Below are 26,467 nucleotides of genomic sequence, written 5' to 3'. Positions count from 1 at the left end.
TGGCTACGCAGCACGTCCTTGGCCGTCATCTCGATCACTATCCCATCCTCCCCTGGAACGCATCCTAGGGGACATCTCTACTTAGCGGAGAGGGGACATTACTACTTAGCGCTAACATCCCCAGGGATTGATATTGATGAATCTCAATAGTTCGGGCATAATATGCGCACCCGGGAGGTTAGCTCAGGGGTAGAGCACTGCATTCACACTGCAGGGGTCGCAAGTTCGAAACTTGCACTTCCCACCAGAACAGGAAAAGCCCGCAGCGCAAACCGCTGCGGGCTTTTTGCATGGCGCCTACAGGCCGTTCATGCGGACGCCCTGGCCGCCTGGCCTTCTCCCGCGCGCAGCCAGCCGAACAGCACCGCCATCATGAAGGGGCCCACGAACAGTCCGATCACGCCCAGGGTCGATACCCCGCCCAGCAGGCCGAACAGCACTGCGAGGAAGGGCAGGTTGACCCGGTGCCCGATCAGCTTCGGACGGATGAACTTGTCCACCATGAACAGTTCCACTGCGCCCCAGGTGAACAGGCCGAGCGCGGCGCCCGGATTGCCCTGGCCGAGCAGCAGCAGCGAGACCATGGTGAACGACAGAGGGGCGCCGCCCGGGATCAGGGCCAGGTAGCCGGTGAGCACGCCCAGCAGGGCGGGCGCCGGCGCGCCCGCGATGTAGTAGGCCACGCCCAGCACCACGCCCTCGAGCAGTGCGACCGAGCACAGGCCGAGTGCGGTGCCGCGCACCGACAGGGGCAGGATGTTGCGCAGTTTGCCGTAGTGGTCCGGCAGCACCCGGCTGCCGGCCCCGTCCACGTAGCGCACCACGGCCGGGCCGTGCAGGTACAGTACGAACAGGGTCAGCAGGGTCAGGAACAGGTACAGGGCATTGGCCAGGATCGCCGAGCCCCAGAAGCGCGCGGCACCACCCAGTTTCGGCGCGACGTCGCCCAGCGTGGTCTGGATCAGGGCATTCAGGCCGCCGGGCACGGCCAGGTGCGTGTTCCACCAGGCGATGGCGCGCTCCGCCACCACCGGCAGACGCCCCAGCCATTCGGGGGCGGGCAGGCCAACTTCATTGAGTTCGGCGAGCAGGCGCTGCAGGCCGACCAGTTCATTGCTGAGCGCCTTCACCAGCAGCAGCGACGGGCCGAAGAAGCCGATCACCAGCACCGCCAGCAGCAGGCTGGCGCTTGCCAGGCGCGGCAGGCCGCGCGCCTGCAGGCGCTGGTGCAGCGGCCAGGTGATGACCGCCAGCAGGCCGGCCCAGGCCAGCGATCCGAGGAAATGCTGCAGCAGGAGCAGCAGCGCGATGGCGAACAGTACTGGTAAAACGAGGGAGGTATAGCGCATCCTGGTCCGATCCTTGCGTGCTCAGGCGTCGCGGAGGGCGTCGTTGCGCGTCTCGCAAGGAACAGGGTTGCCGGACGGCGGCAGGATGGCAGCAGGGGTGCCCGGGAGGCGGGCCGCTTCGGTCGCGCCGAGGAGAAGGATGCGTGTCATGGTTCCGGTATGCCTTGGTCGATGGCCGCGGCGCGGCCAGCGGGCCGCGTCTGCGCGGGTAACAGGATAAGGCATCCGATGCACGTCGGAAAAGCGCAGAAATCAGAAACATTACTTCCTTAAAATGGAAGTGATGCCAAGGCCGCCCGGACCGGACCGTTCCGGACAGGGCATGCCGGGTGTTCAGCCGTGCAGGTCCTCGTCGTTGAGGCGGCCGTTTACGTACAGGCGCAGCAGGATCGCCACCGGCGGCGGGATCATGACGCCGGTCTCGAAGCGGCTGCCACTGGACTGGGTCACGCCGAAGCGGCTCCAGAATTTTTCCTGGCTCTCGCGCTTGCGGATGCGCAGGCGGCGCAGCTCGTGCGGCGCGGCCGGCCACGGGGCGTTCTGCGGCAGTGACTCCGCACCCAACTGCATACCCACGCTGTCGATACCGAATTCCTCATCCATCATTTTGCCAGCCATCGCTTGTTCCTTCCGTTCGCCCATGTCATTGCCCGCTTGCCGTCCGCCGGACTGCACCAAAGACTTGATCGTATCGGAAAGAATTGCGCCAAGGCTCACGAAAAATCACGGCAACACATTTTCTGACAATAGGTCCTATGAGATAGGACACGACAAAAGATGGCAGGCCCGGATCGCCATCCGGGCCGCAAACTCGGGTATCATTCGACCGTTTCTTTTCTACATCATCTTCCCTTCCTGGACTACTCCCGCCTGCGATGACCATTGCCACCGATCCCGGCTGCGCGCTCAGCGCGCGCGCCCTGCACCTCGTCGGCTGCGGCCTGGTCGTCCTCGACGCGGCGCATGAAATCGTGCTCTGGAACGGCTGGATGGTGCCGCGCTCCGGCCATGCCTTTGCGCGCGTGCGCGGCCGCTCGCTGTTCGAGGTGTTTCCGGAACTGCGCGGCACGAAAGTGGAGGCGGCGGTACTGGCGGTGCTGTCCGGCGGAGCGCCGGTCGCGATCGCGGCGGCGGCCGGCCGTGCCCCCTTCCCCTTGCGCCAGGCCGGCAGTTTCGACGGGGCGCGCCTCGAGCAGGCGGTGAACGTGACGCCGTTTTGCGAAGGGGGAGAGCGCTTCTGCCTGGTCGAGATCCGTGATGTCAGTAGTAACATGGACCGCGAGCGGCGCCTGCTCGACCATGCCGAATCGCTGCGCGCCCGGTCGTATGTCGACGGCCTGACCGGCATTGCCAACCGGCGCCACTTCGATGTCACGCTAGAGCGCGAGCTGCGGCGCGCCCGGCGCGGCGGCACGTCCTTGTCGCTGTTGCTGATGGACATCGATTCCTTCAAGGCCTACAACGACCACTTCGGGCACCAGGAAGGCGATGCCTGCCTGGGGGCGGTGGCCAGGGCCCTGGACGCAATGTGCAAGCGTCCCGCCGACCTGGCGGCGCGCTACGGCGGCGAGGAGTTCGCGGCGATCCTGCCCGACACCACGCTGGAGCAGGCCTGCGCCCACGCCGAGGCGATCCGTTGCCACGTGGCGGGGCTTCGGCTGCCGCATGCACCCGGCGCCGCGCATCCCCACGTCACCCTCAGCATCGGCGTCGCCGCCTGCGTGCAGGGGTGGACGGACACGCCGGCGTCCCTGCTGGAAGCGGCCGACCGGGCGCTGTACGCTGCCAAGCGCGGCGGCCGCGACCGGGTGGTCGCCTGTGCCGACCCTGTGGCGGGATAAGCCGCGGCTGCGTTGGCTATCCTCCAGTAAAATTCCATCAAAGAATCGACGATGGCTCCGGGGCGGGGACGGTGTCCGGCTTCCCGAGCCGCCTCGTGTACACTCGAAGCACCACGGCAGCGGCTACTGGCGCGCCGCGGAGATGGAGGACTTCCAGGACCATGCTGATCGGCCATCATGAACCCACGCTGGTGCTGCTCTCGATCCTGGCGGCGATCTTCGCGTCGTACACGGCGCTGAGCCTGGCGGTCCGGGTCAAGGAGTCGTCCGGCCATGCGCCGCACGCGTGGACCGCCGGCGGCGCCTTTGCCATGGGCAGCGGCATCTGGGCCATGCACTTCATCGGCATGCTGGCGTTCCGGCTGCCGATGCCGCTTGCCTACGATCCCTGGATTACCCTGGTGTCCTGGCTGCTGCCGGTCATCGTGTCCGGCCTGGCCCTGTGGCAGCTGCGCCACCGCCAGCTGACCGGGCGCCACCTGGCCTGGGGCGCCTGCCTGATGGGCTTGGGGATCAACGCGATGCACTACACCGGCATGGCCGGCATGCGCATGGACCCGGCCATCCGCTACGATCCGTGGCTGTTCCTGGCATCGGTGGCGATCGCCATCGGCGCCTCGGCCGGTGCGCTGTGGATCGGCTTCCGGCTGCATGACGGGATCCGCCATCCGCGCCTGCTGAAGCTGGGCGCGGCGGTGGTGATGGGCGGGGCGATCGCCGGCATGCACTACACCGGCATGGCAGCCGCCCGGTTCGATGCCGCCAGCGTGTGCCGCGCGGCCGACGGCGGCGTCAACCAGGACCACCTGGCGCTGCTGGTGGCGGTGGCGGCGTTCGCGGTGCTCAGCATCGCGCTGCTGGCGGCGGTGTTCGACACGCGGCTGGCGGCACGCAACCGGACCCTGGCCGCCTCGCTCGAGACGGCGGCCGAGCGCCAGCAGCTGTTCCTGCGCGAGCAGCGTGCGCGGGTCGAGGCCGAACAGCTGAGCCAGGCCAAGGACGAATTCCTGGCTACCCTGTCGCACGAATTGCGCACGCCCCTGAATGCGATGCTCGGCTGGTCGCAGTTGCTGCTGCAGGGTGCGCGCGACGAAGCGATGCTGCGGCGCGGCCTGGAGACCATCGAGCGCAATGCGCGCGCCCAGTCGCAACTGATTGAAGACATGCTCGACATGAGCCGCCTGATCGCCGGCAAGGTCCGGATCGAGGCCAGGCCGGTGTCTCCCGCCGAATTCGTCAATGCCGCGCTCGAGACGGCGCGTCCGGCCGCGCTTGCCAAGCAGATCGAACTGGTAGCCGAGGTCGACTATGATGCCAGCCCGGTGCGCGGCGACCCGGCCCGCATGCAGCAAGTGATCAGCAACCTGCTGTCGAACGCGATCAAGTTCACCGACCCGGGCGGGCGGGTGGCGGTCAGCCTGCGCCGCGAAGGCGAGGGCGTGGTGATCGACGTCGCCGACACCGGGGGCGGCATCGACGCCGCTTTCCTTCCGCATGTATTCGACCGCTTCCGCCAGGCCGATTCCTCGTCCGCGCGCCGCCACGGCGGCCTCGGACTGGGACTGGCGATCGCGCGCCAGCTGGTCGAGCTGCAGGGTGGGACCATCACGGTGGCCAGTCCCGGTCCCGGGCGCGGCGCCACCTTTACCCTGCACCTGCCGGTGGCGCGCGGCGCCGGCGAGCGCGCGCCGGCGACAGGCACGCCAGGTGCCGGGCCAGCGGCCGGGCAGGCACCTCCGACCGCCTGCGCCAGCCTGGCCGGCCGCTGCGTACTGGTGGTGGATGACGAGCCGGATTCGCTGGAACTGGTGCAGCTGGTGCTGGCCGGAACCGGGGCGCGGCTGGTGACGGCGACCAGCGCGCCCGAGGCGCTGCGCATGCTCGAACTGCACCGGCCCGATCTCCTGGTCAGCGACATCGGCATGCCGCTGATGGACGGCTTCGAACTGATCGGCCGCGTGCGCGGCTTGCCCGACCAGGCGCTGGCGAAGCTGCCTGCGATCGCATTGAGCGCGTTCTCGCGCCGTGAAGACCAGCTACGTGCGCTGGAGGCGGGTTTCGACGAATACATGGCCAAGCCGCTGCACCCGGCCCTGCTGCTGGAGGCCGTGCTGGCAATGGCGGCGCGCGCCGCGCCGGAGACTGCCCGTGCCTGACAGGGGGAGCGGCCCTGGCGACGGGTGAGGGCGTGCCTGCCGCTTACCGGGCCGGCTGCCAGTGCATGTCGGGCAGCACCAGTTGCAGCCGGAGCTCGCGCTCGCCAGCGGCGCCGCAGGAAGCGTCGGCCTGCGGGCCTTCGAGGCCTTCGACGATGAAGCCGCGGTTGCGGCCCGCTTCCTTGCCCTTGTAGAGGGCGCGGTCGGCCAGCGCGATCGCCTGTTCCCAGCCGAAGGCCGGGCCCGCGCCGAACGGCAGCGAGACCGCGCCGGCGGTGGCGCTCACGGCCAGCGCGGTACCGTCCTCCAGGACCACCGGGGCGGCCGCGATCGCGTTCAGGATGCGCTGCACCAGCAGCGGACGCTGGGCCTGGTTCACACCCTGCGAGTACACCAGGAATTCCTCCCCGCCCCAGCGCAGCACCATGTCCGAGCCGCGCACCACGTCGTTCAGGCGGCGGCCGACCTCGACCAGCACGGTGTCGCCGGCCGCATGGCCGTAGCGGTCGTTGATGCGTTTGAAGTGGTCGATGTCGAGCAGGGTGAAACAGTCGGCCGCGACGCCAGCCACGCCAGCGGCGCCGGCCGCCGGCTGCTCGCGCATCCGCTCGACGAACGAGCGGCGGTTGAACAGCCCGGTGAGCGGATCGTGGGCCGAGCGGTGCGCCAGTTCGGCGTTCAGTTCGGCGAGGCGGCGTCCGGTGGCCTGCGACTTCCGGTACAGCATGTAGACGAAGCCGCACAGCACCAGCGCCAGCAGCGCCCCGAGCGAGGCCAGGGCGGTGCGCAGGTTACGGTTGCGCAGCTCGGCATCCTTGACCGCGTTTTCCTGGCGCAGGCGCTCGATCTGGGCGCCGCGCTGCTTGGCGTTGAACTGTTCCTGCAGCGCGGCGAAGGCCTTGTTGCGGCGTTCGACCGACAGTGTTTCCTGGATCTTCTCGCGCTCGCGCACCGTCTGCAGTGCCTGGCGGTGCAGGCCGGCGCGTTCCAGCGCCTCGCTCTTCTCGGCCAGGATGTTCGATACCGCCAGCATGGCACCGGCCTTGCGCAGTTCTTCGGTGGTGCGGTCGATGTATACCGTGCCCTCGGCCATGCGGCCCTGGCCGAACAGCGCGAAACCGAGATTCGCGTTCACCATCTGGATGATGCTCTGGTCCTTGACTTCCTCGGATGGGGCGAGGGCGGCGCGGGCGGCCCGCTCCGCCTCGACAAAGCGCTGCGCCCTGAGCCAGGCATCGGACACGTTGCCCAGCACGTTCGCCTCGATCCAGCGCAGCTCGTGGCGGCGCGCCAGGGCCAGCGCGCGGTTGAACGCGGCGTGCGCCTGCGCCAGCTGGTTCAGGGACACGTAGGCGCGTCCGTCCATGAAATGCATGAGCGCCTCGACCCTTGGCGGGATCGCATTCTGTCCCGCGCGCGCCTCGCGGTAGGTGCGCGTGGTCTCGAGCGCCTTGGCCGAGTTGTCGCTGTTGACATACAGGCGCGCAAGCGCCAGCCGCACGTCCGCTTCGCGCGGACTCCACAGCGCCGCATTGCGCTGGACCAGTTCGAGCGCGCGCAGGTAGTGCCCCAGTGCCCGGTCGTGCTGGCCGGTGGTGTTGTAGATCGCGCCGTAGGCGACTTCCGCATTGGCCTCGAATTCCGGCTTGCCCAGCTCGCGGTATTGGCTATTGAGCGACTCCAGCAGGGCCATGGCCGCGGCCGGGTCGTTGTCGTTGAGGCGCTTGTGCACCCGGCCGAGACTGGCCAGCGCCACCTGCAGCGGGTCGCGCGCGGCGCTGGCCAGCTTGATCAGGCGCTCGTCGACCGCATACGCCTCGCCGAGCTGGCCGGCATCGCTGTGGATGCGGCGCAGCAGGCGCAGGAACTGCAGCTGCACGGCATAGGGCGCACTGCCGGTAAAACGCGGCGCCTCCTGCAGCAGCAGGGCGCGCGCTTGCGGGTTGCTGCGCTCTGCGAGGCGAGTCAGCTCGCGCAGTCGCAGGTCGGCTCCCAGCACGGCGTCGCCGGCACCGACCGCGCACGGCGCCATGCCCGCGCAGACCAGCGCCAGCAGCATGGCCGGCAGAGGCGAGCGCGCGCCGCGCCTGGCCTGTCGGGACAACAGTATGCTCGTCATCGTGCTCGGTCTGCCGCAAGGGATCGGGTGCGCGGCGAGAGGCCGGGCGGCTCGCTGCCGCTGGATGCGGCAACCAGAGGATTATGTTCTGTTGATTTGTGGAAATCAAGCGCTGCTTGTGACCAAAAGTGTTTACACAACGCTTGTCTTTTTATTGTTGAAATACGGGGAATGGACCGAGATTCATCATTTGCTTTGATTCAGACAACAATCTAGTGATAATGTCGTGCCTGCAATAGAACGCCGGGTCGGCATACGGCCTTGTGGCAGCATGTCCATGCTCCCTGGTGGCACCAAGCCGCGCCCCAAGACGCGGAACACAACTAATTATCGATTGGAGAACACGTAGTGAGTCTTTTCAGAACCAAGAATCTCGACATGATGGTGGCGTCGGCCCAAAAGCCGGGCGGCCTGAAGAAAGTGCTCGGTCCATTCGACCTTGTGCTGATGGGCATCGGTGCCATTGTCGGCACCGGCATCTTCGTCCTGACCGGTACCGGCGCCGTCACCGCGGGACCTGCCCTCACGCTCTCCTTCATCATCGCCGCCGTCGCCTGCGGCTTCGCCGCGCTGTGCTACGCCGAATTCGCCTCGAGCGTGCCGGTGGCCGGCTCGATCTACACGTACAGCTACTTCACCCTCGGGGAACTGGTGGCCTGGATGATCGGCTGGGACCTGCTGCTCGAATACGGCCTGGCTACCTCGGCGGTCGCGGTGGGCTGGTCGGGATATTTCCAGTCCCTGCTCAAGGGCATCGGGGTCGTCCTGCCGGAAGCGCTGCGCGCGGCGCCCGGTGCGCAGCCGGGCGTGGATACCCTGTTCAACCTCCCGGCCTTCCTGATCATGATGTGCCTGACCTTCCTGCTGTCGCTCGGCGTGCGCGAATCGGCGCGCCTGAACAACATCATGGTGATCATCAAGACCGGCGTCGTGATCCTGTTCATCGTCGTCGGCGTCAACTACGTCAAGCCCGACAACTGGCAGCCCTTCATGCCCTTCGGTGCCGGCAGCGTCCTGAGCGCCGCCGCGCTGGTGTTCTTCGCCTTCATCGGTTTCGACGCCGTGACCTCGGCGGCCGAGGAAGTCAAGAATCCGGCGCGTGATCTGCCGATCGGCATCATCGGTTCGCTGGCGGTGTGCACCGTGCTGTACGTGGCCGTCGCGGCGATCATGACCGGCATCGTGCCCTTCATGCAGTTCGAAGGCGTCGACCATCCGGTCTCGCTGGCACTGCAGGTGGCGGGCCAGGACTGGGTCGCCGGCTTCGTCGACCTGGCCGCGATCCTGGGCATGAGCACGGTGATCCTGGTGATGGCCTACGGCCAGACCCGCATCCTGTTCGCGATGTCGCGCGACGGCCTGCTGCCCGCGAGGCTGTCGGTCGTGCACCCGAAATACGGCACCCCGTACTTCGCCACCTGGCTGGTCGGCATCATCTTCGGCCTGATCGCCGCCGTCGTGCCGCTCGGCGTGCTCGCCGAACTGGTCAACATCGGTACCCTGGCCGCGTTCTCGCTGGTGTCGGTGGCCGTGATCATCCTGCGCAAGAAGCGTCCGGACCTGCCCCGTGCCTTCCGCTGCCCCGGCGTGCCGGTGGTGCCGGGCCTGGCCATCGTCTTCTGCCTGGTCCTGATGTCCTTCCTGAGTTGGCATACCTGGGTCGCCTTCGGTATCTGGATCGTGATTGGACTTGCCGTGTACTTCCTGTACGCGCGCCAGCGTTCGCTGCTGAACACGCAGTAAGCGGCCGCGCCGCGCCAGGCCGAACGCCCGGCCACCGCAAGGTGGGCGGGCGTTTTCATTTGGCGCTGTCTCCGTTACCTGTTGATGGCTCCGATCGCGATCCGCAGCCATTGTTCGGCAGTCGTGATGCGTTCGCAATCGAGCGCCCAGCGCCAGCCCAGGTAGTTGGGCAGGTAGCGCGAGGCCACGCCGCGGAAGTGGCTGAGCCACTGCCGCAGGCGCGCGTGATAGGCGTTGACGTTCTGGACGTGGATGGCGCCGGCAGCCCGGCGACGGACCCGTATGCCGGCCTGCAGGTTGACCGCCTCATGTGCAATGCGGTGCTTGCGGGCGAACTCGCGATAGGCGGCGTGGGAATCGCTCACCAGCAGCACCTGGCGGTCGAGCCTGGGCAGCAGATGGCGCTCCAGCTGCCCGGCTGTTAAGGATCCACGGCCTACGACCGCATCGATCGTCTGTCCGCTACGGTCGCGCGCCACCAGGATGCAGTCGAGCTCGCCTGAAATCCCGCGCTTGCGGGACCGGCCACCGCGCTTGCGTGCCGGTCTGTCCAGCTTGCGCGAACCCTTTTGCGATTCGAGTATGAACATCTCGTCCGCTTCGGCGATGCCGCTCAAGGTCTTGGGACGATCGTGCCTGGCCTGGTCGAGAAAGCGGTGGCGCCACCGGAAGGCCGTGTTGCGGTGTACGCCGACCTCCCCGGCTGCCTTGCGCACCGACTTCGATGCGAGCATCGTGTCCAGGTAATCGAGCCACTTTTCCCGTAGCCGCAGGTGCGCCAGGGGTGTGCCGCTCAGGTCGTTATAGGTGCGGCCGCACGCACGGCAGCGGTAGCGTTGCAGACCGTTGGCCTGGCCATGCCGGTAGTAGCGTTCGCAAGCGCAGGCAGGACAGCGGCGCTTGCCTTCCTTGACCTGGGCAATGAGGGCGATGATGCGGTCGAGTCCGGCAGCCGGGTGCAGGGCCGAGAGCGTTTGTAGGCGCTGCGGCATGTTCAGCGCGGGCAGCTGGGCGAACCACTTCCTGAAGCGGGGAGCGCGCATGATCGGTTCCTGTCGAGGGAGACAGGTGTTCGACCGTCGAACTGCTCGGCAGTTCGGTCCTCATCCATAGGTCCGGTGGACTGCGCCTTTCATTTGGTCCCGTCTCCGCCGCTGCCTGGCGCAAGGTCCCTCCGGCACGCCGTGTTAAGCTTGGGCACGCGCGCCACCCATTCCGGGCAGCGGCTTCGAGGAGACTTTCCATGAGCGCCATCGTGCTCGGCAAGGGCGACGCCCTCCTGATCGTGGACCTGCAGAACGACTTCCTTCCCGGCGGCGCGCTGGCGGTGCCGCATGGGGACCGGGTGCTGGCACCGGTCAACGCGCTGGTCGCGCTGTACCATGGACGCGGCCTGCCGATCTACGCCTCGCGCGACTGGCATCCGGAAAACCACTGTTCGTTCTCGGCCCAGGGCGGTCCCTGGCCGCCGCACTGCGTGGCGGCCACCGAAGGCGCGCTGTTCAGCGAGGCGCTGCAGCTGCCGGAGGAGGCGATCGTCGTTTCCAAGGCGCTCAGCGCGCAAGAGGATGCCTACTCGGCCTTCAACGGCACTGGCCTGGCGCGCAGCATGCTGGCCGATGGCGTGACCAGGCTGGCGGTGTGCGGCCTGGCCACCGACTACTGCGTGCTGAACACGGTGCTGGACGCGATCGAGGCCGGGTTCGAGGTGCTGCTGGCGCTCGAGGGCATGCGCGCGGTCGAGGTCCATCCGGGCGACGGCGAGCGCGCCCTGGTGCGCATGCTGGGCAAGGGTGCGGTGCCGGTGGTCCTGTCGAATGGCCAGCTGGTGGCCGATCCGGCACTCGGCGCGCGCCTGTAGGCAGGGGCGGCGCCCAGCCTGCCTGGACGGACAGCCGGATATTGACCATCCGGCAAGATTTTTGCCGCGCTGCTTTTGTAATTTTGTAATCCCTTTCTTACACACTCACAGCGCACCTACCGATTCTCCCGGGAAGCTCCGGTCAGGATAATCTCGATATTGTCCTAGCAGACCAACACGACTACCCGAGACCGATGAATTCGATGCTGTTAGCAGAGGACGCCACACTCGCCGCGAGCGCGGCGGCACGCGCACCCGCACAACCGTTCCGCGCACGATCCCTGTATTTCGCACTGTACGAGAACGCAGCTGCCCACGCGGACGAAGCCCAGGCCTACATCAGCGCCCAGATCGCCCGGGTCGCGGCCTTGCCCGCCGACCTGCCGCCCACGCTGGCCGAGCTGCCCGACTGGGTCCAGCAGCGCACCGACGCCGTCGGCGCCCAGTACCGCGACTACCTGGCGGCGCGCAAGGCCGGCGCCCCGCGCCGCTATTTTTCCTGCCGCGCGCATGCCCTGTATTTCATCAAGGCCGTGGCCCCGACCAAGCTGGTCGACGGCGCCTGGCTGTACGGGCTGCTGAAGCACTGGGACAACCCGGCCTATCACGCGCTGATCAAGACCTATCTCGAAGAGCTGGGCGAAGGCGTGCCGGACAAGAACCACGTCACCATCTACGGCAAGCTGCTTGCGACCCACGGCTGCGAGGGATGGGAAGCACTGGACGACGAGCATTTCGTACAGGGTGCGATCCAGCTCGCGCTCGGCCACAACACCGAACGCTTCCTTCCCGAGGTCATCGGCTACAACCTGGGCTACGAGCAGCTGCCGCTGCACCTCTTGATCACCTCCTACGAGTTGAACGAGTTCGGGATCGATCCTTATTACTTCACGCTCCACGTCACGGTCGATAACGCCGCCAGCGGGCATGCGCGCAAGGCGGTGCAGGCCCTGGCCGGCCTGATGCCGCGCGTGGGCGACCGTGACGCCTTCTACCGCCGCGTGCTGGACGGCTACCGCCTGAACGACATCGGGGCCAGCACCACCTCGTGCATCGCCGAGTTCGACCTGCAGGACGAACTGGTGCGCATCCTTGCCACCAAGAGCGTGGTCGGCAAGAACATGCACTCGGATTACTGCCGGGTGGCGGGACGCTCGGTGAACGACTGGCTGGCCGATCCGGCCCGCATCCCGGACTTCCCGGCGGCGCTGGAACAGGCCGGCTGGATCAAGCGCGGCGAAGCGGTGGAGCACAGCCGCTTCTGGCGCCTGGTGCATGGCGAGAAGGCCGAGATGTTCGGCGTGTTCAGCGCCTACGAGCTTCAGGTGCTGCGCGACTGGATCACGGCCGCGCCGGACGGCAGCCGCGCCGAGGGGCCGCGCATGCTGACCTGGCGCGCGCGCCAGCGCACCCTGGACAACCTGGGCGAGCAGCAGGACCGCGGCGCCCAGTTCCCGGAGCGCGGCCTGATCCGCCGCCATCCGCGCCTGGAAGCGCCGGACAACGAGTTGCGACTACTGGAGGAACAGGTGGCCGCCGCGCCGGGCAAGCAGCAGGCCATGGCGCTGCTGGGTGAGCTGATGTCGCCCGCGGCGCACCACGGTGCGGCCGGCCTGATGGCCACCCGGATGTACACGCGCCTGTTCGACGCCTGAGCATCGCCTGGCAAGATCGTTATTCCGCATGCCGGGCTCGTGCCCGGCATGCCCACAACCACGACAAGGATCTATTCGTGCAAATCCTGGAACAACGCTTCCTGCGCGGACCGAATGTCCACGCCGATTCCCCCTGCCTGCTGAGCGTGGTCGACCTGCAGGACCTGTACGGCATCTCCTCGAAAGACATCCCTGGCTTCAATGACGCGCTGCTGGCCGCCCTGCCGACGCTGGCCGGCGGCCCGCCGACCGGCCAGCGTGGCGGCTTCGCGCAGCGCCTGCGCGAAGGCACCTATCTCGGCCGCGTGATCGAACAGGTCACGCTCGACCTCCAGACCCAGGCCGCATCCGGCGCCACGGCGCCCCCCGTCTACGGGCGCACGCGCCCGGTCGTCGGCCAACCCGGCCGGTTCCGCATCGTCTGCGCCTACCAGGTCGAAAAGCTGGTGCAGCCGGCGTTCGAACTGGCGCTCGACCTGGTCACGGCCCTCGGCCGCGGCGAAGGCTTTGACCTGGCACCACGCCTGGACGAACTGCGCCGCATCGCGGTCCGCCACGCGATCGGCACCAGCACCGCGGCGGTGCTCGCGGCCGCGCACGAGCGCGGCATCCCGACCATCCGGATCACCGAGGACGCCAACCTGTTCCTGCTGGGCTGGGGCGCGAAGCAGAAGCGCCTGCAGGCCACCACCACCGGCGACACCAGCTTCATCGCGGTCAAGATCGCCAGCGACAAGCAGCTCACCAAGACCCTGCTCAGGGAAGCGGGGGTCCCGGTGCCCGAAGGCGCGGTGGTGAGCACGGTGGACGAAGCCCAGCGCGTGGCGGCGCGCATGAAGGCGCCGGTCACCCTCAAGCCGCTCGACGGCAACCAGGGCAAGGGCGTCACGGTCGACTGCCGCGACGGCGAGCAGGTGGCGCGCGCCTTCGCCTTCGCGCGCGAGTACGGCCGGCGCATCATCGTCGAGCGCCATGTCGAAGGGCGCGACTACCGCGTCCTGGTCGCCGGCGGCCGGGTCGCCGCGGCCGCGATGCGGCGCCCGGCGCACGTGGTGGGCGACGGCATCGCGAGCATCCGCGAACTGGTCGAGCGCGAGAATGCCGATCCGGCGCGCGGCGCCGGCCACGCCACGATCCTGACCACGATCGCCCTCGACGACCATGCGGCCGACATGCTGCGCAAGCAGGGCTTCGACTTCGACAGCGTGCTGCCGACCGGCGTGGTGGCGGAACTGCGCGGCAACGCCAACCTCTCCACCGGCGGCACCGCGGAGGATGTCACGGAGCTGCTGCCGGAGTCCACGCGCCTGCTGTGCGTGCGCGCGGCCGCCAAGATCGGGCTCGATGTGGCCGGTGTCGACATCGTCTGCCGCGACATCGCACTGCCGCTTGACGCCCAGCGCGGCGCGGTCATCGAAGTGAATGCCGCGCCCGGCATCCGCATGCACCAGTACCCGAGCAGCGGCGCGCGGCGCGACGCCGGCGACGCCATCGTGCAGGGCCTGATGGGCGACTCGGACGGGCGCATTCCCACCATCGCCATCACCGGCACCAACGGCAAGACCACCACCACGCTCCTGATCGGGCACGCGGTACGCATGGCCGGCAAGGTGGCTGGCGTGACCACCACCGAGGGCGTCTTCATCGACGGCAAGCAGGTCGCCAAGGGCGACTGCACCGGCTACTGGTCGGCACGCAGCGTGCTGGCGTCGCCCGAGGTCGAGGTGGCGGTGCTGGAAACGGCGCGCGGCGGTATCCTCAAGCGCGGCCTGGCCTTCGACCGCTGCGACGTGAGCGTGGTGACCAACATTGCCGCCGACCACCTCGGGCTGGACGGGGTCGACACGGTGGAAGACCTGGCGCAGGTGAAGGCGGTGGTGGCCAGCGCCGCGTCGCGCGCGGTGGTGCTCAACGCCGAGGACCCGCTGTGCGTGGCGATGGCCCGGCGCGCCAAGCCGGAAGCGGAGATCGTGTATTTTTCGATGGACGCGGAGAATCCGGTGCTGCTGCAGCACCTGGAGGACGGCGGACGCGGCGTCTACCTGCAGGACAACGCGCTGGTTGTGGCCGACGGTACCCTGCACCAGCAACTACTGCGGGTGGAGAGCATGCCGGTGGCCTTCGGCGGTCGGGCGCGCTTCAACATCGCCAACAGCCTGGCGGCGGCGGCAGCCCTGATGGCATCCGGTTTTTCCAACCTGCAGACCGCTACCGGGCTGTCGACCTTCGTCTCGAATGGCCGTACCAATCCGCTGCGCACCAACGTGTTCGACATCCGCGGCGTGACCGTGATCGTCGACTATGCGCACAATCCCGCAGCCTACCGCGCGATGGCCGAGATGGCGCGCGCACTGCTGCCAGGCCAGCTGGTGGGCATCGTCACCGCGCCCGGCGACCGGCGCGACCAGGACCTGCGCGAAGTCGGCCGCGTGTGCGGCGAGCGCTTCGACGAGCTGGTCGTGTACGAGTCGCAAAGCCGCGGGCGCGCAGTGGGCGAGGCGGTCGACCTGATCCTGGACGGCGCGCGCGAAGCGGCCGGGCTGAGCGACACCCTGCACCGGGTAATCGAGGTGGGCGCGGCGATCCGCCACGGACTGGCGCTGTGCCAGCCGGGCGACGTGCTGGTGTTCGCCTGCGGCTCGTCGCTGCAGGTGTTCGTCGATGCGCTGCGGGTGAGCGATCCGGACAGCGCGGACCTGGTGGCGGCCCAGGTCTGATCAGAAGAAGAAGTTCAGCGCCAGCGTCCACATGTCGGGCTTGGCGCCGGACGGCTTGTCCTTGCCATAGCGCTCGTATTCGGCGCTGATAGCGGTATTCGGCGTGATCGAGTACTGCAGGCCGAAGGCGCCATAGGCGCCGGTGTCGGTCTTCCTGCCAAGCGGCGCCGGCTGGGAGGGCAGGGCGACCGGGCGGCGCACCTGGGCCACCCCCACCTTGCCGTACAGTGCCAGCTTGTCGGTCAGCGGCAGCACCGGCTTGACCGCGATGTACATGCCATAGCCTTTCTTCAGGTCGACCGCGCCGCCCTCGAGTGCAAGCGACTTGCTGATGTGGTAACCGGCGAACACCTTGGGACTCGCCCTGGTTGCCGCACCCACGTAATCCACGCCTGTCACGGCGGCGCCTGCATAAGCCGGGGTCGCTGGACGCGCCGGTTCGGCGGCCTGCGCCGCGCCGGCGAGCGCGATTCCCATCATTCCCGCGGCGACGGTGGCCAAGACTTTGTACATAGTGCTCCTTCCGAATGGATGCCGGTCCACTGTCCGTCGGGAGCGGGCCGGGCTACGGATGAGCAAGGTAACAGGGGCGCGCCGACATGAAAATAGCAATTTGTAACGAAATGCAAAAGTCTGGCGTATACATGGCCAGCTCATCATCCGTTTAAGGATCACTTAAGAGAAGGGCGACGAAAAACGCCCCGCACGGCGTTGTTGACATGAAGCGCCGGTGGAGTCAGATTGCTTCCGCTGCGATACGGCGCGCCAGCTCCGGCTTGTCCGGCCGAATCGCGTCAAGCAGTTCCGACAGCGCGGTACCGCAGCCGAACACCAGTACGTCACCCGGCTGGCACAGCGACAGGCCGTGCCGGATCGCCTGGTGCGACGCCAGCACCACCGTCAGCGAGTCTTCGGCCAGCTTGCCCAGCCTTGCGCCGCGCACCAGCAGCGCGGCGGTCTCGCCATCGGCGCGGCCACGGTTCTCGGTCTCGAACACCACCAGGTCGTCGAAACCGGCGGCACAGGTGCGGCCGATGTCGATCAGGTCGGCATCGCGGCGGTCGCCGGGCGCCGCCACCACGCCTACCAGGCGCCCTGCCGTCATCGCGCGCGCGCTCTCGGCCAGCGCCGCGTAGGCCGCGCAGTTATGGGCGTAATCGACGATGACGGTCACGCCGTCGACGTCGAACAGGTTCGATCGCATCGGATTGTGCTTGGCGTCGGAAACGAAGCCACGCAGGCCGTCCGCGATCTCGGCATTGCTGAAGCCGTGGGCGGTGAGGGCGGCGGCGGCGGCCAGTGCATTGGCGATGTTGTAGCGCGCCGCCCCGCCCAGCGCCACCGGCATCTGGCGGGCATCGAGCAGCGCTTCGTGGCGGCTGCCGTCCGCCAGCACCACGCTGAGGTCCTGCAGGTAGAGCGCGCGGCCGCCGTTTTCCACGTGGCGCAGCAGTACCGGATTGTCCGGGTCGAGCGAGAAGTAGATCGCCTCCACACCGTCGCGCAGGCCATCGGCCATCGCCACGCAATAGTCGTCCTCGGCATTGAGCACCACCGCGCGCGTGGCGCGCTGGGCGACTACCGCCTTGACCCGGGCCAGGTCGTCGAGGGTCTCGACGCCATCCAGGCCGAGGTGGTCGCTTGAGACGTTCAACACCACCGCGACATCCACGCGGTCGTAGGCCAGGCCGCGCTTGAGGATACCGCCGCGCGCCGTTTCCAGCACCGCGAAATCGACGCCTGGGTCGGCCAGCACGCTGCGCGCCGAATGGTAGCCGGTGCAGTCGCCTTTCATGGTGCCCACGCCGTCCACGTACACACCCTCGGTGGTGGTCACCCCGGTACGCAGGCCGGCCAGGCGCACCGCGTGCGCGATCAGCAGCGAGGTGGTGGTCTTGCCGTTGGTGCCGGTCACCGCCACGGTCGGGATACGGCCGTCGCATTCGCCGAACAGGGCCTCCACGATCGCCGCGCCGGCGTCGCGCGGCGTGCCGCGGCTCGGATACTGGTGCATGCGGATGCCGGGCGCCGCGTTGACCTCGATGATGCCGCCGCGCTGGGCGCGCAGCGGCTGGCCGATGTCCTGGCAGACGATGTCGATCCCGGCCACGTCCAGGCCGATGGTGCGGGCGGCACGGATGCAGATGTCGCGCGTTTCCTCGGGCAGCAGGTCGGTCACGTCCTCGGCGGTGCCGCCGGTGGACAGGTTGGCGTTGCCGCGCAGGTCGGCCGTGACACCGGCGGCCAGCACCGTGTCGAACGTGTAGCCCTGCCTGGCCAGGGTTTCCTCGGCCAGCGCATCGAGCGGTATCTTGGTCAGGATATTGGTGTGGCCTTCGCCGCGTGCCGGGTTACGGTTCTCGATCTCGACCAGCGCGCGGATGCTCGCGTGGCCGTCGCCGGTGACATGCGGTGGACGGCGCCAGGAGGCGGCCGCCACCTTCCTGCCGGTAACCAGGACGCGGTAGTCGCGGCCCTCGATGTGCTGCTCCACGATCACGTGGCGCCCGTACTTGCGCGCATGGGCGAAGGCGCGCGCCACCTGTTCTTGCGTGACGCAGTTGGTGGTCACGCCCTTGCCCTGGTTGCCGTCGAGCGGCTTGAGGGTGACCGCCGCGCCGAGCCGGCGCGCGACCCGCTGCGCTTCCTCTTCGGAGCTCACGGTGGCGCCGCCTGGAACCGGCACGCCGGCCTGTTCGAGCAGCGCCTTGGTCAGCTGCTTGTCGCTGGCAATGCCGACCGCGATCGAATTGGTGGCGCCGGTGATGGTGGCCTGCAGGCGTTTCTGGCGGCTGCCCCAGCCGAGCTGGAACAGGTTGGCATGTGCGGTCAGGCGCAGCGCGGGAATGCCGCGCCTTTGCGCGGCCTGCACCACGGCGCCGGTGCTGGTGCCGATGGCATGGTCCTCGGCCGTTTCGCGCAGGGCGGCGACGGCTGCCTGCAGGTCGAAGGGACGGTCATGCGCGACCGCCTCGACCAGCTCGAGCGCGACCCGTAGCGCGACCTCGGCCACCTGCTCGGTCGCGTAGCCGCACACCACGCGGCGCGCGCGTGGCCTGCCCGCAAGCGCCAGGGTGGCGCCATAGTGGCCCGGGGCGCCGGCCAGGCGCTGCAGTTCCATCAACACCGGCTCGACCGCCTCCACCAGCAGCGCGTCGTCGGCCAGGCGCACCGCAGCGTCCGCCGGCAGCTCGGGCAGCAGGGCGAACAGGCGGGCGGCAAAGCCTGCCGGGGCGGTTTGCCTGCCCTGGGCGCTATCTTCGACGACAGTCATCAGGCAGGGGCTGGCGGCGTACAGGTTGGGGCCGCGCAGCAGGCGTTTTTCCTTGATTTTCATGAAATCGGGTTCCGTTTCGTTACGTTTACCAAAAAATCGAGCAGCGGCGGCGGCAGGCCCTTGCCCGGCGCGTCGTCGCTGGAGGGCAGGCGGTAGCTGCTGCCGGCCGGGAGCAGGTGCAGGCGCACGTCGATCAGTTCCGGGGTGTCGCGGTCCTTGATGAAGGCCACGTTGGTGAGCATGCCGCGTCCGTCGACGATGGTGACGGCGCCCTGGCCCAGCACTTCGATGCCGCTGCCGATCTCGACCACCAGTGCGGTGTCCTCGTCGATGCCGATCCCTTGCAGGTAGGGGTTCTGGGCCACCACGCTCAGTAGGCGCGACAGGCGCTGGCGCTCCGAGAAGTGCTGGTCCACCACTACCCGGTGCAGGAAGCCCAGGCCCGCGCCCAGGCTGACCGAGCCTTTCTCGGGCAGGATCTCGGTGCGGCCCTGGGCCAGCATGTGGCCCGACATGGCCGAGGCGCCGGCGCTGGTGCCGCCGATGGTGGCGCCGCGCTCCTTCAGGGCCACGTGCATGGCGGTGTCGAGCGCACTGCCGCCAATCAGGGCCAGCAGGCGCTTCTGGTCGCCGCCGGTCATGAAGATGCCGGTGGCGGCGTCGACCTGGCGGACGAATTCCTCGCTGTTGGCGTCCTGGCGGCTGGTGACCTCCAGGTGGCTGCGCCGTTCGACGCCGAGCGTGCCGAAGGCTTCGTCGTAGATGCCCCACATCTCGTCGGCGATGGTGCTGGCGGCGGTGATCACGACGATGTTGGCGTCGGGGCCGCCGGCCAGCTCGACGAAGCGCTTCAGGATTTCCATCTCGCGCGTACGGTCCTCGTGGCCGCCGATGATCACCAGGTGGCCGTCCCTGCGCTGTACGGGCCGGCGCTCCTGCTGCCGCTGCTGTTCTTCGCTCATCGTTGGGTCATCCTTGCCTGCGGCATGCCGTGGTAGCACAGGGCGCCGGCCTCGGTGCGGCTGACCGCGATCAGGCCGACGTTTACTTCGCGCTCGAACAGGTCGAGTCCGCGCCTGAGCGCCGCTTCGAGCGGCATGCCGTCCTCGATCCAGCCATAGACGGTGCGCGCCAGCAGGTGGCGCATGATGTGTTCGCCGATGCCGGAAGCGGCTACCGCACCGTGCGGGCCGGCGTAGAAGCCGCAGCCGATGATCGGGCTGTCGCCCACCCGGCCCAGCAGGCTGGGAGCCGAGCCTCCGGTGGAACAGGCCACCGCGAAATGGCCGTCCGGACCGCGCACCACGGCACCGACGGTGTCGCAGGCGCTCGACTTGGGCAGCTGCAGCGGGGTCTTGTAGTTCCAGAAGCGGTCGAACAGGCGGTTGTCGATGCCGGGCATCAAGGGCACCGAACCGGCCAGCTCCTTCATCAGGGTGCGGTGTTCGGCGCGCTGGTGCTCCGAGATCGGTGCGCTGCCGGGCATGCCGAGCGAACGCGCGAAGCGCTGCGCACCTTCGCCGGCCAGCATCACGTGCGGGGTGTCAGCGATGGCGCGCGCCAGTTTCACCGGATTCTTCACGTCGCGCACGCAGGCCACGGCGCCGAGGCGGCCGCGGGTATCCATGATCGAGGCGTCCATCTCGATGGTGGCACCGTCCAGGCCCAGCGCCGAGCCGCTGCCGGCATTGAAGCGGCCGTCGTCCTCGAGGGTGGCGACGGCGATGATGGCGGCATCCAGCGCGTCGCCGTTGACTTCCAGCTGGGCCAGGGCGCGGCGCGCGGCCAGCACGCAGCCGTCCTCGTGCTCCAGCGGCGCGCCGGCGCCGCCGTGCACGACGACGGCGCCGGCCTGTGGGGAATGGCTCATGTGATCCTTGTTCCTTGTTGTAGGTGGTGATGCTGCGTTGTCACACAGTCAATCCCAGCATTATCCCGGCCGCCGCAGGCGCACCATATCGGTAGCGTTGCCGTGCTTGTGTAAGAAGTTGCTTACAGGGGCCTTGCCAGGGCCGGGTAGAGGAGGGAGGCGCCGCGCAGGGCCGCGCGCAGCGAGCGCGCCAGTTCCAGCCGCGCCGAGGGTGTCAGATAACGCCCAATCTCGGCGCGCTGGCCGCGCGCCTCGATGACCACCAGGCTGCGCAGGCCTGCGGCCAGTTCGACACGCGCGTGTGCCGGGTCGAGGCGCACCACGAAGCAGCGGGTGCCGTCCGCGTGCTCGACCAGCAGGCCTCCGGCGTCGAGCACGATGCGTTCGTGGTCGAGGGCGTGGCGGCTGTAGTGGAACAGGGCGGTGCCCACCGCCGCGGTTTCCAGCAGCGCAAAAGCCAGCACCATCCAGGCGCCACGCAGCAGGAAGACCAGCGCGATGCCGAGCGTGGCGCCGCACAGCAGCGCGTACACCAGCAGCGCCTGGCGCGGCGTGAGCGAGCAGTTGCGCCTGAACAGCCATTCGGCGGGGAGAGGAGCAGGGCCTGCCATGGTCGACACGGTGTCAATACGAGGATGTGCCAGTTTGCCACAGCCGGTCAAAAGCCGACGCGCGGACGGACGCGGCGGTGGCGGATCTGTTACCATACCGCCCCTCTCTTTCTTAAGCATCCTATGGCGCTCGCTTGCGGCCTCGATTTCGGCACTTCCAATTCCACCGTCGGCTGGCTGTCCGGCAGCGCCTCCCAGGCCGGCGCGCACGCCCTGCTGGCCCTGGAGGACGGCAAGGCGACCTTGCCTTCGGTGGTGTTCTACAACGCCGATGACGAGCAGGTACGCTATGGCCGCGCCGCCCTGGCCGACTACCTGGAAGGCTACGAGGGCCGCTTGATGCGTTCCCTGAAAAGCCTGCTTGGTACCAGCCTGATCGACGGCCAGACCGAGGTCGCCGGCCGCGCGCTGCCTTTCAGGGCGCTGCTCGGGCAGTTCATCGGCGAGCTGCGCCGCCGCGCCGAGCGGCAGGCGGGGCGCGAGTTCACCAGCGCCGTGTTCGGACGTCCGGTGTTCTTCGTCGACGACGACCCGGAAGCCGACCGCCGCGCCCAGGACACGCTCGAGGAAGTGGCACGCCAGGCCGGCTTTCGCGAGATCGCCTTCCAGTACGAACCGATCGCCGCCGCCTTCGACTACGAGTCGCGCATCGAGCGCGAGGAACTGGTCCTGGTCGCCGACATCGGTGGCGGCACCTCGGATTTTTCGCTGGTGCGCCTGGGCCCGGGACGCGGCGCGCGACCGGACCGGCGCGACGACATCCTTGCCAATGGCGGGGTGCACATCGGCGGCACCGACTTCGACAAGTACCTGAGCCTGGCCAGCGCGATGCCGCTGCTGGGCTATGGCAGCAGGATGCTGTCCGGCGCCGCGATCCCGTCGGGCTTCTATTTCAATCTCGCGACCTGGCATACGATCAACCAGGCCTACACCCGCAAGAGCATCGCCCAGCTGGCCGACCTGGTGCGCGATGCGGCCGAGCCGGCCCGGCTGCAGCGCCTGCAGCGCCTGATCGACGAGCGCGCCGGCCACTGGCTGGCGATCCAGGTCGAAGCGGCCAAGATCGGGCTGTCGGCCAGCCCGGCCGTGTGCCTGGAACTCGGGCGCCTGGCGCCGCCGGCCGCGCTGGAACTCACGCGCGCCGGCTTCGACGAGGCGACCGGCCAGCTGGTCGACAGCGTGGCCGCCACCGTGCTCGCGCTGCTGGCCCAGGCCGGCGTCGACGCCGATGCGGTGGACACGGTATTCTTCACTGGTGGGTCGAGCGGCATCGCGGCCCTGCGCGCACGCATTGCGGACCTGGTCCCACAGGCGCGCAAGGTCGAGGGCGACCTGTTCGGCAGCATCGGCTCCGGCCTGGCGCTGGACGCGCTGCGCAAGTTCGGCTGACCCTTTCACCCCACAGGAAACCGGCATGAGTACCTATGAACGCCCGATCGTGATGCTCGACTTCGAGACCACCGGCCTGTCGCCCGAGATGGGCGACCGTATCACCGAGGTGGCGGCGCTGCGCATCGTCGGCGGAGAAATCCGCGAGCGCTACGTCTCGCTGGTGAACTGCGGCGTGCGCATCCCATCCTTCATTACCCAGCTTACCGGCATCACCCAGGACATGGTGGACACGGCGCCGCCCAGCCAGAAGGTGGTGGCCGAGCTGCTCGACTTCATCGGCACCGACATGCTGTCGGCCCACAATGCGAGCTTCGATGAGAAGTTCCTGAAGGCCGAGGGATGGCGCATCGGCCGTCCCACCGCGCACTGCGGACTGGTCTGCTCGCTGAAGCTGGCGCGCCGCCTGTACCCGGGCCTGCCCAGCTACAAGCTGGGTAACCTGTCGAGCCGGCTCGGGATCGCCTTCCGCGGCACCGCCCACCGCGCCGAGGCCGATGCGGAAGTGGCGGCCGAGGTGCTGCTGCATGCGGCGCGCCACCTGGGCAGCACCCACGGGCTGCGCCGGGTGGCGCCCGACCTGCTGGTGTCGCTCAACAAGCTGGCCGCGGCCAAGGTACCGGTCTTCCTCGACAAGTATGCGAGCCTGGCGCGCGAGCAGGCCGCAGCCGGCTGAGCCGGCCGCCCACGATTGCGGGGGCGCAAACCCCCGGCATTCGACCTCCTTAAAATTTTAACAATTTGATCGTTGCCGTGGGCGGCAAGGGGGAGGGATGCAACGCCACAACGCTGCCCGCGAGCGGGCCGAAGTCTTTGCCTGGTTTCGCCAGGCCGCCGAGCGCGGCGATCCCTATGCCCAGTTCAACCTGGCCCTGCTGTACCAGAAGGGCGAGGGCGTCGCGCGCGACGAGCGGCTTGCCTTCGACTGGATGATCCGTGCCGCGCGCCAGGGACTGGCGGCGGCCCAGAACCATCTCGGCGCGATGTATGGCAAGGGCCACGGTACCGCGCGCAATCCGCGGCTGGCGGCGCGCTGGTTTGCCCGCGCCGCGGGCCAGGGCGACGCGGCCGCCCAGCAGAACCTCGGCCAGCTCTACCGCAAGGGACGCGGCCTGCCCCAATCCGACCCGCTGGCCTTCGGCTGGTTCTACCGCGCCGCCGAGCAGGGCCTGGCCAGCGCCCAGAACCTGGTGGGCGAATCCTACCTGCTGGGGCAGGGCACGGCACCCAGCCATCCGCTTGCCATGGCCTGGTTCCGCAAGGCCGCGCGCCAGGGCCATGCCCCGGCCCAGCTCAACCTGGCCCTGATGTACCACCGGGGCGACGGCGTCGACGCAGACGACGTCCAGGCCCTGTGCTGGTTCCGCCAGGCCGCCGCCCAGGGCAGCCCGGTGGCCCAGCGTGCGCTGGGTCTGGCCTATGCCCACGGCCGCGGCGTGGCGCGCGACCCGGCGCGCGCCGTGGCCTGGCTCGAGCGCGCCGCCGCGGCCGGCGACGGCGAAGCCAGGTGCGCGCTCGACAGCCTGCGCACTGCCAGGCGGCGCGGCGCCTAGGCGCGCATGGTTCCGCCGTGCCGTATTGACGCCCCTCTCCGCATTTGCGAGCCCGGCAATTCGCGCTATGATTGCCGTCGGCATATGCCGACCCATGAAAAACTCGCGAGAACAACATGACCCTGAGACACGCAACGCTCGTCGCCCTGCTGGCCGCGGCCTTCGGCGCCAACAGCGCCCTGGCGCAAAGCTGCCCCGCCAACGGCCCGTCCCTGACCTACCCGGTTTCGAAGAAGGTCGAGCAGCAAGACAACTACCATGGCACCACGGTGGCCGACCCGTACCGCTGGCTCGAGGATGCGAACAGCGCCGAGACCAAGCAGTGGGTGAGCGCCCAGAACGGCGTGACCCAGGCCTACCTGGCCCAGATCCCGCAGCGCGCCGCGATCCGCGAGCGCCTGACCAAGCTCTGGAACTACGAGCGCTACAGCGTGCCGGGCAAGGAAGGCGGCCGCTACTTCTACACCCGCAACGACGGCCTGCAGAACCAGTCGGTCCTGTACACGCTGAAGAATCTGAACGAGCAGCCGCGCGTCCTGCTCGACCCGAACACCATGTCCAGCGACGGCACCGTGGCCCTGGCCGGCATGGAAGTCAGCCCGGACGGCAAGCTGCTGGCCTACAGCACCGCCGCCTCGGGCTCGGACTGGAACGAGATCCGCGTGCGCGACATCGACACCGGCAAGGACCTGGAAGACCACGTCAAGTGGGTGAAATTCTCCAGCACCGCCTGGACCAAGGACGGCAAGGGCTTCTTCTACAGCCGCTACGACGAGCCGAAGGAAAGCACCAAGCTGGCCGACGTCAACTACTTCCAGAAGCTGTACTACCACCGCCTGGGCACCCCGCAAAGCGCCGACACCCTGGTGTACGACCGTCCGGACCAGAAGGAATGGGGTTTTGGTGGCCAGACCACGGACGACGGCCGCTACCTGGTCATTACGACCACCAAGGGCACCGCGCCGAAGTACCGCGTGTCCTACAAGGACCTGTCGAAGCCGGATGCGAAGGTGGTCGACCTGGTCGACAACTTCGACGCCGGCTACACCTTCATCGACAACATCGGCTCGACCTTCTATTTCAGCACCGACCGCAAGGCCCCGCGCAAGCGCATCATCGCGATCGACCTGGCCAAGCCGCAGGAAAGCAACTGGAAGGAAATCGTCGCCGAGAGCGCCGACACCCTGGCCGGCGCCGACATCATCAACAACCAGCTGGTCCTGAAATACATGAAGGATGCCCAGAGCCTGGTGCGCGTGCACGACCTGAAGGGCAAGCTGGTACGCGAGATCAAGCTGCCGGGCATCGGCTCGGTGGGCGGCCTGTCCGGCAAGCGCGGCGAGAGCGAGACCTTCTATTCGTTCACCGGCTTCACCACCCCGACCACGATCTACCGCCTGAACCTGAAGACCGGCCAGAGCACCGTGTTCCGCCAGCCGAAGGTCGACTTCAACCCGGCCGACTATGAAACCCGCCAGCAGTTCTACACCAGCAAGGACGGCACCAGGGTGCCGATGTTCATCGTCTCGAAGAAGGGCCTGAAGCTGGACGGCTCGAACCCGACCTACCTGTACGGCTACGGCGGCTTCAACATCTCGATGACCCCGGGCTTCTCGCCGGCCAACCTGGCCTGGATGGAGATGGGCGGCGTCTACGTGGTGGCCAACCTGCGCGGCGGCGGTGAATACGGCGAAGCCTGGCACCAGGCCGGTACCAAGCTGCAAAAGCAGAACGTGTTCGACGACTTCATCGGCGCGGCCGAGTGGCTGGTGGCGAACAAGGTCACCTCGCCGTCCAAGCTGGCGATCGGCGGCGGCTCGAACGGCGGCCTGCTGGTGGGCGCGGCCATGACCCAGCGTCCGGAGCTGTTCGGCGCTGCGCTGCCGGCGGTGGGCGTGCTGGACATGCTGCGCTTCCACAAGTTCACCATCGGCTGGGCCTGGACCTCGGACTACGGCTCGTCGGAGAACCCGGATGAGTTCAAGGCCCTGCACAAGTACTCGCCGCTGCACAACCTGAAAGCCGGCACCTGCTACCCGGCCACGATGGTGACCACCGCCGACCATGACGACCGCGTGGTCCCGGCGCACAGCTTCAAGTACGCGGCCGCCGCCCAGGCGGCGCAGGCCGGCAGCGCGCCGATCCTGATCCGCATCGAGACCAAGGCCGGCCACGGCGCGGGCAAGCCGACCACCAAGCAGATCGAAGAGGTCGCGGACCGCTGGGGCTTCCTGGCACGTGAGCTGAAGATGGGCGAGGCGGCGTCGGCGACGGCGGTTGGCGGCAGCAACTAAACCAACGCTGCGACATGAAAAACGGCCACTCA

At 68.4% G+C, this 26,467-nt stretch carries 21 protein-coding genes and 1 tRNA gene; 12 read left to right on the top strand and 10 right to left on the bottom strand.

The window, feature by feature from the left end; translation table 11 throughout:
- Positions 1-172 precede the first annotated feature (172 nt).
- Positions 173-247: transfer RNA gene (locus LCI23_RS08795), tRNA-Val, on the top strand.
- A gap of 61 nt (positions 248-308) precedes the next feature.
- Here the strand turns inward: LCI23_RS08795 and LCI23_RS08790 are convergent.
- The 3 genes from LCI23_RS08790 to LCI23_RS08785 all read right to left on the bottom strand — a co-directional run bounded on the left by LCI23_RS08790 (position 309) and on the right by LCI23_RS08785 (position 1,967).
- Entirely contained in the window at positions 309-1,349 is a 1,041-nt protein-coding gene (locus tag LCI23_RS08790) for an AI-2E family transporter (RefSeq protein ID WP_224946081.1), read from the bottom strand.
- 21 nt (positions 1,350-1,370) lie between these two features.
- Positions 1,371-1,499: a hypothetical protein gene (locus tag LCI23_RS20585; protein ID WP_268824710.1), complete on the bottom strand. Its 129-nt coding sequence runs from the start codon at positions 1,497-1,499 to the stop codon at positions 1,371-1,373.
- A 183-nt stretch (positions 1,500-1,682) separates the two neighbouring features.
- Positions 1,683-1,967, bottom strand: coding sequence for a helix-turn-helix domain-containing protein (locus LCI23_RS08785; RefSeq protein ID WP_374041160.1), 285 nt, complete (start codon positions 1,965-1,967; stop codon positions 1,683-1,685).
- Between the two features lie 257 nt (positions 1,968-2,224).
- Here LCI23_RS08785 and LCI23_RS08780 point away from each other — a divergent pair, with 257 nt between their 5' ends.
- Together LCI23_RS08780 and LCI23_RS08775 are read left to right on the top strand one after the other, a co-directional pair.
- Positions 2,225-3,190 (top strand): diguanylate cyclase domain-containing protein, encoded by a 966-nt coding sequence (locus LCI23_RS08780; protein ID WP_224946080.1) that lies wholly within the window; start codon positions 2,225-2,227, stop codon positions 3,188-3,190.
- 161 nt (positions 3,191-3,351) lie between these two features.
- Positions 3,352-5,346, top strand: coding sequence for an MHYT domain-containing protein (locus tag LCI23_RS08775; RefSeq protein ID WP_224946079.1), 1,995 nt, complete (start codon positions 3,352-3,354; stop codon positions 5,344-5,346).
- A 43-nt stretch (positions 5,347-5,389) separates the two neighbouring features.
- On the opposite strand, the gene LCI23_RS08770 is transcribed toward LCI23_RS08775, so the two are convergent.
- Positions 5,390-7,465, bottom strand: a complete 2,076-nt coding sequence (locus tag LCI23_RS08770; protein ID WP_224946078.1) for a tetratricopeptide repeat-containing diguanylate cyclase — start codon at positions 7,463-7,465, stop codon at positions 5,390-5,392.
- On the opposite strand from LCI23_RS08770, the gene LCI23_RS08765 reads away from it, so the two are divergent.
- Positions 7,455-7,664, top strand: coding sequence for a hypothetical protein (locus LCI23_RS08765; RefSeq protein ID WP_224946077.1), 210 nt, complete (start codon positions 7,455-7,457; stop codon positions 7,662-7,664). The two genes, LCI23_RS08770 and LCI23_RS08765, sit on opposite strands and share 11 nt — an antisense overlap.
- 149 nt (positions 7,665-7,813) lie before the next feature.
- Positions 7,814-9,208 carry an amino acid permease gene (locus LCI23_RS08760; protein WP_374041159.1) on the top strand — a complete coding sequence of 465 codons (1,395 nt, stop codon included), beginning with the start codon at positions 7,814-7,816 and terminating at the stop codon, positions 9,206-9,208.
- A 74-nt stretch (positions 9,209-9,282) separates the two neighbouring features.
- Here the strand turns inward: LCI23_RS08760 and LCI23_RS08755 are convergent, their stop codons facing one another.
- Positions 9,283-10,251, bottom strand: coding sequence for an IS1595 family transposase (locus LCI23_RS08755; RefSeq protein WP_374041158.1), 969 nt, complete (start codon positions 10,249-10,251; stop codon positions 9,283-9,285).
- 200 nt (positions 10,252-10,451) lie between these two features.
- Here LCI23_RS08755 and LCI23_RS08750 point away from each other — a divergent pair, with 200 nt between their 5' ends.
- The 3 genes from LCI23_RS08750 to cphA (LCI23_RS08740) all read left to right on the top strand — a co-directional run bounded on the left by LCI23_RS08750 (position 10,452) and on the right by cphA (LCI23_RS08740) (position 15,441).
- Complete coding sequence (locus LCI23_RS08750) at positions 10,452-11,069, top strand: isochorismatase family protein (protein ID WP_224946076.1); 618 nt, start codon at positions 10,452-10,454, stop codon at positions 11,067-11,069.
- Between the two features lie 194 nt (positions 11,070-11,263).
- On the top strand, positions 11,264-12,724 hold the full coding sequence (locus LCI23_RS08745; protein WP_224946075.1) for an iron-containing redox enzyme family protein: 1,461 nt from the start codon (positions 11,264-11,266) through the stop codon (positions 12,722-12,724).
- Positions 12,725-12,801: 77 nt separating this feature from the next.
- Positions 12,802-15,441 (top strand): cyanophycin synthetase, encoded by a 2,640-nt coding sequence (gene cphA / locus LCI23_RS08740; protein WP_224946074.1) that lies wholly within the window; start codon positions 12,802-12,804, stop codon positions 15,439-15,441.
- Here cphA (LCI23_RS08740) and LCI23_RS08735 read toward each other — a convergent pair whose 3' ends face one another.
- The 5 genes from LCI23_RS08735 to LCI23_RS08715 form a co-directional block, all read right to left on the bottom strand.
- Positions 15,442-15,954, bottom strand: a complete 513-nt coding sequence (locus tag LCI23_RS08735; RefSeq protein WP_224946073.1) for an outer membrane beta-barrel protein — start codon at positions 15,952-15,954, stop codon at positions 15,442-15,444. It lies immediately after the preceding gene.
- A gap of 223 nt (positions 15,955-16,177) precedes the next feature.
- Complete coding sequence (gene cphA, locus LCI23_RS08730; protein WP_224946072.1) at positions 16,178-18,778, bottom strand: cyanophycin synthetase; 2,601 nt, start codon at positions 18,776-18,778, stop codon at positions 16,178-16,180.
- Positions 18,775-19,680 (bottom strand): cyanophycinase, encoded by a 906-nt coding sequence (locus tag LCI23_RS08725; RefSeq protein ID WP_224946071.1) that lies wholly within the window; start codon positions 19,678-19,680, stop codon positions 18,775-18,777. Before LCI23_RS08725 ends, cphA (LCI23_RS08730) begins: the two co-directional genes overlap by 4 nt.
- Positions 19,677-20,588 (bottom strand): isoaspartyl peptidase/L-asparaginase, encoded by a 912-nt coding sequence (locus tag LCI23_RS08720; RefSeq protein ID WP_224946070.1) that lies wholly within the window; start codon positions 20,586-20,588, stop codon positions 19,677-19,679. Before LCI23_RS08720 ends, LCI23_RS08725 begins: the two co-directional genes overlap by 4 nt.
- Before the next feature lie 122 nt (positions 20,589-20,710).
- Positions 20,711-21,199, bottom strand: a complete 489-nt coding sequence (locus LCI23_RS08715) for a DUF2244 domain-containing protein (protein ID WP_224946082.1) — start codon at positions 21,197-21,199, stop codon at positions 20,711-20,713.
- 123 nt (positions 21,200-21,322) lie between these two features.
- On the opposite strand from LCI23_RS08715, the gene LCI23_RS08710 reads away from it, so the two are divergent.
- The 4 genes from LCI23_RS08710 to LCI23_RS08695 all read left to right on the top strand — a co-directional run bounded on the left by LCI23_RS08710 (position 21,323) and on the right by LCI23_RS08695 (position 26,435).
- Positions 21,323-22,588: an Hsp70 family protein gene (locus tag LCI23_RS08710; protein ID WP_224946069.1), complete on the top strand. Its 1,266-nt coding sequence runs from the start codon at positions 21,323-21,325 to the stop codon at positions 22,586-22,588.
- A gap of 25 nt (positions 22,589-22,613) precedes the next feature.
- Positions 22,614-23,264, top strand: coding sequence for a PolC-type DNA polymerase III (locus LCI23_RS08705; RefSeq protein ID WP_224946068.1), 651 nt, complete (start codon positions 22,614-22,616; stop codon positions 23,262-23,264).
- A gap of 97 nt (positions 23,265-23,361) precedes the next feature.
- A complete protein-coding gene (locus LCI23_RS08700; protein WP_224946067.1) occupies positions 23,362-24,141 on the top strand; it encodes a tetratricopeptide repeat protein in 780 nt (259 codons plus the stop codon).
- Between the two features lie 116 nt (positions 24,142-24,257).
- A complete protein-coding gene (locus tag LCI23_RS08695) occupies positions 24,258-26,435 on the top strand; it encodes a prolyl oligopeptidase family protein (RefSeq protein ID WP_224946066.1) in 2,178 nt (725 codons plus the stop codon).
- Positions 26,436-26,467: the final 32 nt, after the last annotated feature.

Origin of the sequence: Massilia sp. MS-15, from assembly GCF_020176695.1 — a bacterium.
Classification (GTDB): domain Bacteria; phylum Pseudomonadota; class Gammaproteobacteria; order Burkholderiales; family Burkholderiaceae_D; genus Telluria; species Telluria hydrophila.
Note: the sequence above shows the minus strand (reverse complement) of the source record. Positions and strands in the feature narration are given on the sequence as shown.

Excerpts from the sequence above, each read along its gene's own strand:
- LCI23_RS08790 (WP_224946081.1), bottom strand. The coding sequence starts at position 1,349 with ATGCGCTATACCTCCCTCGTTTTACCAGTACTGTTCGCCATCGCGCTG.
- LCI23_RS20585 (WP_268824710.1), bottom strand. The coding sequence starts at position 1,499 with ATGACACGCATCCTTCTCCTCGGCGCGACCGAAGCGGCCCGCCTCCCG.
- LCI23_RS08785 (WP_374041160.1), bottom strand. The coding sequence starts at position 1,967 with ATGGCTGGCAAAATGATGGATGAGGAATTCGGTATCGACAGCGTGGGT.
- LCI23_RS08780 (WP_224946080.1), top strand. The coding sequence starts at position 2,225 with ATGACCATTGCCACCGATCCCGGCTGCGCGCTCAGCGCGCGCGCCCTG.
- LCI23_RS08775 (WP_224946079.1), top strand. The coding sequence starts at position 3,352 with ATGCTGATCGGCCATCATGAACCCACGCTGGTGCTGCTCTCGATCCTG.
- LCI23_RS08765 (WP_224946077.1), top strand. The coding sequence starts at position 7,455 with ATGCTCGTCATCGTGCTCGGTCTGCCGCAAGGGATCGGGTGCGCGGCG.
- LCI23_RS08770 (WP_224946078.1), bottom strand. The coding sequence starts at position 7,465 with ATGACGAGCATACTGTTGTCCCGACAGGCCAGGCGCGGCGCGCGCTCG.
- LCI23_RS08755 (WP_374041158.1), bottom strand. The coding sequence starts at position 10,251 with ATGCGCGCTCCCCGCTTCAGGAAGTGGTTCGCCCAGCTGCCCGCGCTG.
- LCI23_RS08750 (WP_224946076.1), top strand. The coding sequence starts at position 10,452 with ATGAGCGCCATCGTGCTCGGCAAGGGCGACGCCCTCCTGATCGTGGAC.
- LCI23_RS08745 (WP_224946075.1), top strand. The coding sequence starts at position 11,264 with ATGAATTCGATGCTGTTAGCAGAGGACGCCACACTCGCCGCGAGCGCG.
- LCI23_RS08735 (WP_224946073.1), bottom strand. The coding sequence starts at position 15,954 with ATGTACAAAGTCTTGGCCACCGTCGCCGCGGGAATGATGGGAATCGCG.
- cphA (WP_224946072.1), bottom strand. The coding sequence starts at position 18,778 with ATGAAAATCAAGGAAAAACGCCTGCTGCGCGGCCCCAACCTGTACGCC.
- LCI23_RS08725 (WP_224946071.1), bottom strand. The coding sequence starts at position 19,680 with ATGAGCGAAGAACAGCAGCGGCAGCAGGAGCGCCGGCCCGTACAGCGC.
- LCI23_RS08720 (WP_224946070.1), bottom strand. The coding sequence starts at position 20,588 with ATGAGCCATTCCCCACAGGCCGGCGCCGTCGTCGTGCACGGCGGCGCC.
- LCI23_RS08715 (WP_224946082.1), bottom strand. The coding sequence starts at position 21,199 with ATGGCAGGCCCTGCTCCTCTCCCCGCCGAATGGCTGTTCAGGCGCAAC.
- LCI23_RS08710 (WP_224946069.1), top strand. The coding sequence starts at position 21,323 with ATGGCGCTCGCTTGCGGCCTCGATTTCGGCACTTCCAATTCCACCGTC.
- LCI23_RS08705 (WP_224946068.1), top strand. The coding sequence starts at position 22,614 with ATGAGTACCTATGAACGCCCGATCGTGATGCTCGACTTCGAGACCACC.
- LCI23_RS08700 (WP_224946067.1), top strand. The coding sequence starts at position 23,362 with ATGCAACGCCACAACGCTGCCCGCGAGCGGGCCGAAGTCTTTGCCTGG.
- LCI23_RS08695 (WP_224946066.1), top strand. The coding sequence starts at position 24,258 with ATGACCCTGAGACACGCAACGCTCGTCGCCCTGCTGGCCGCGGCCTTC.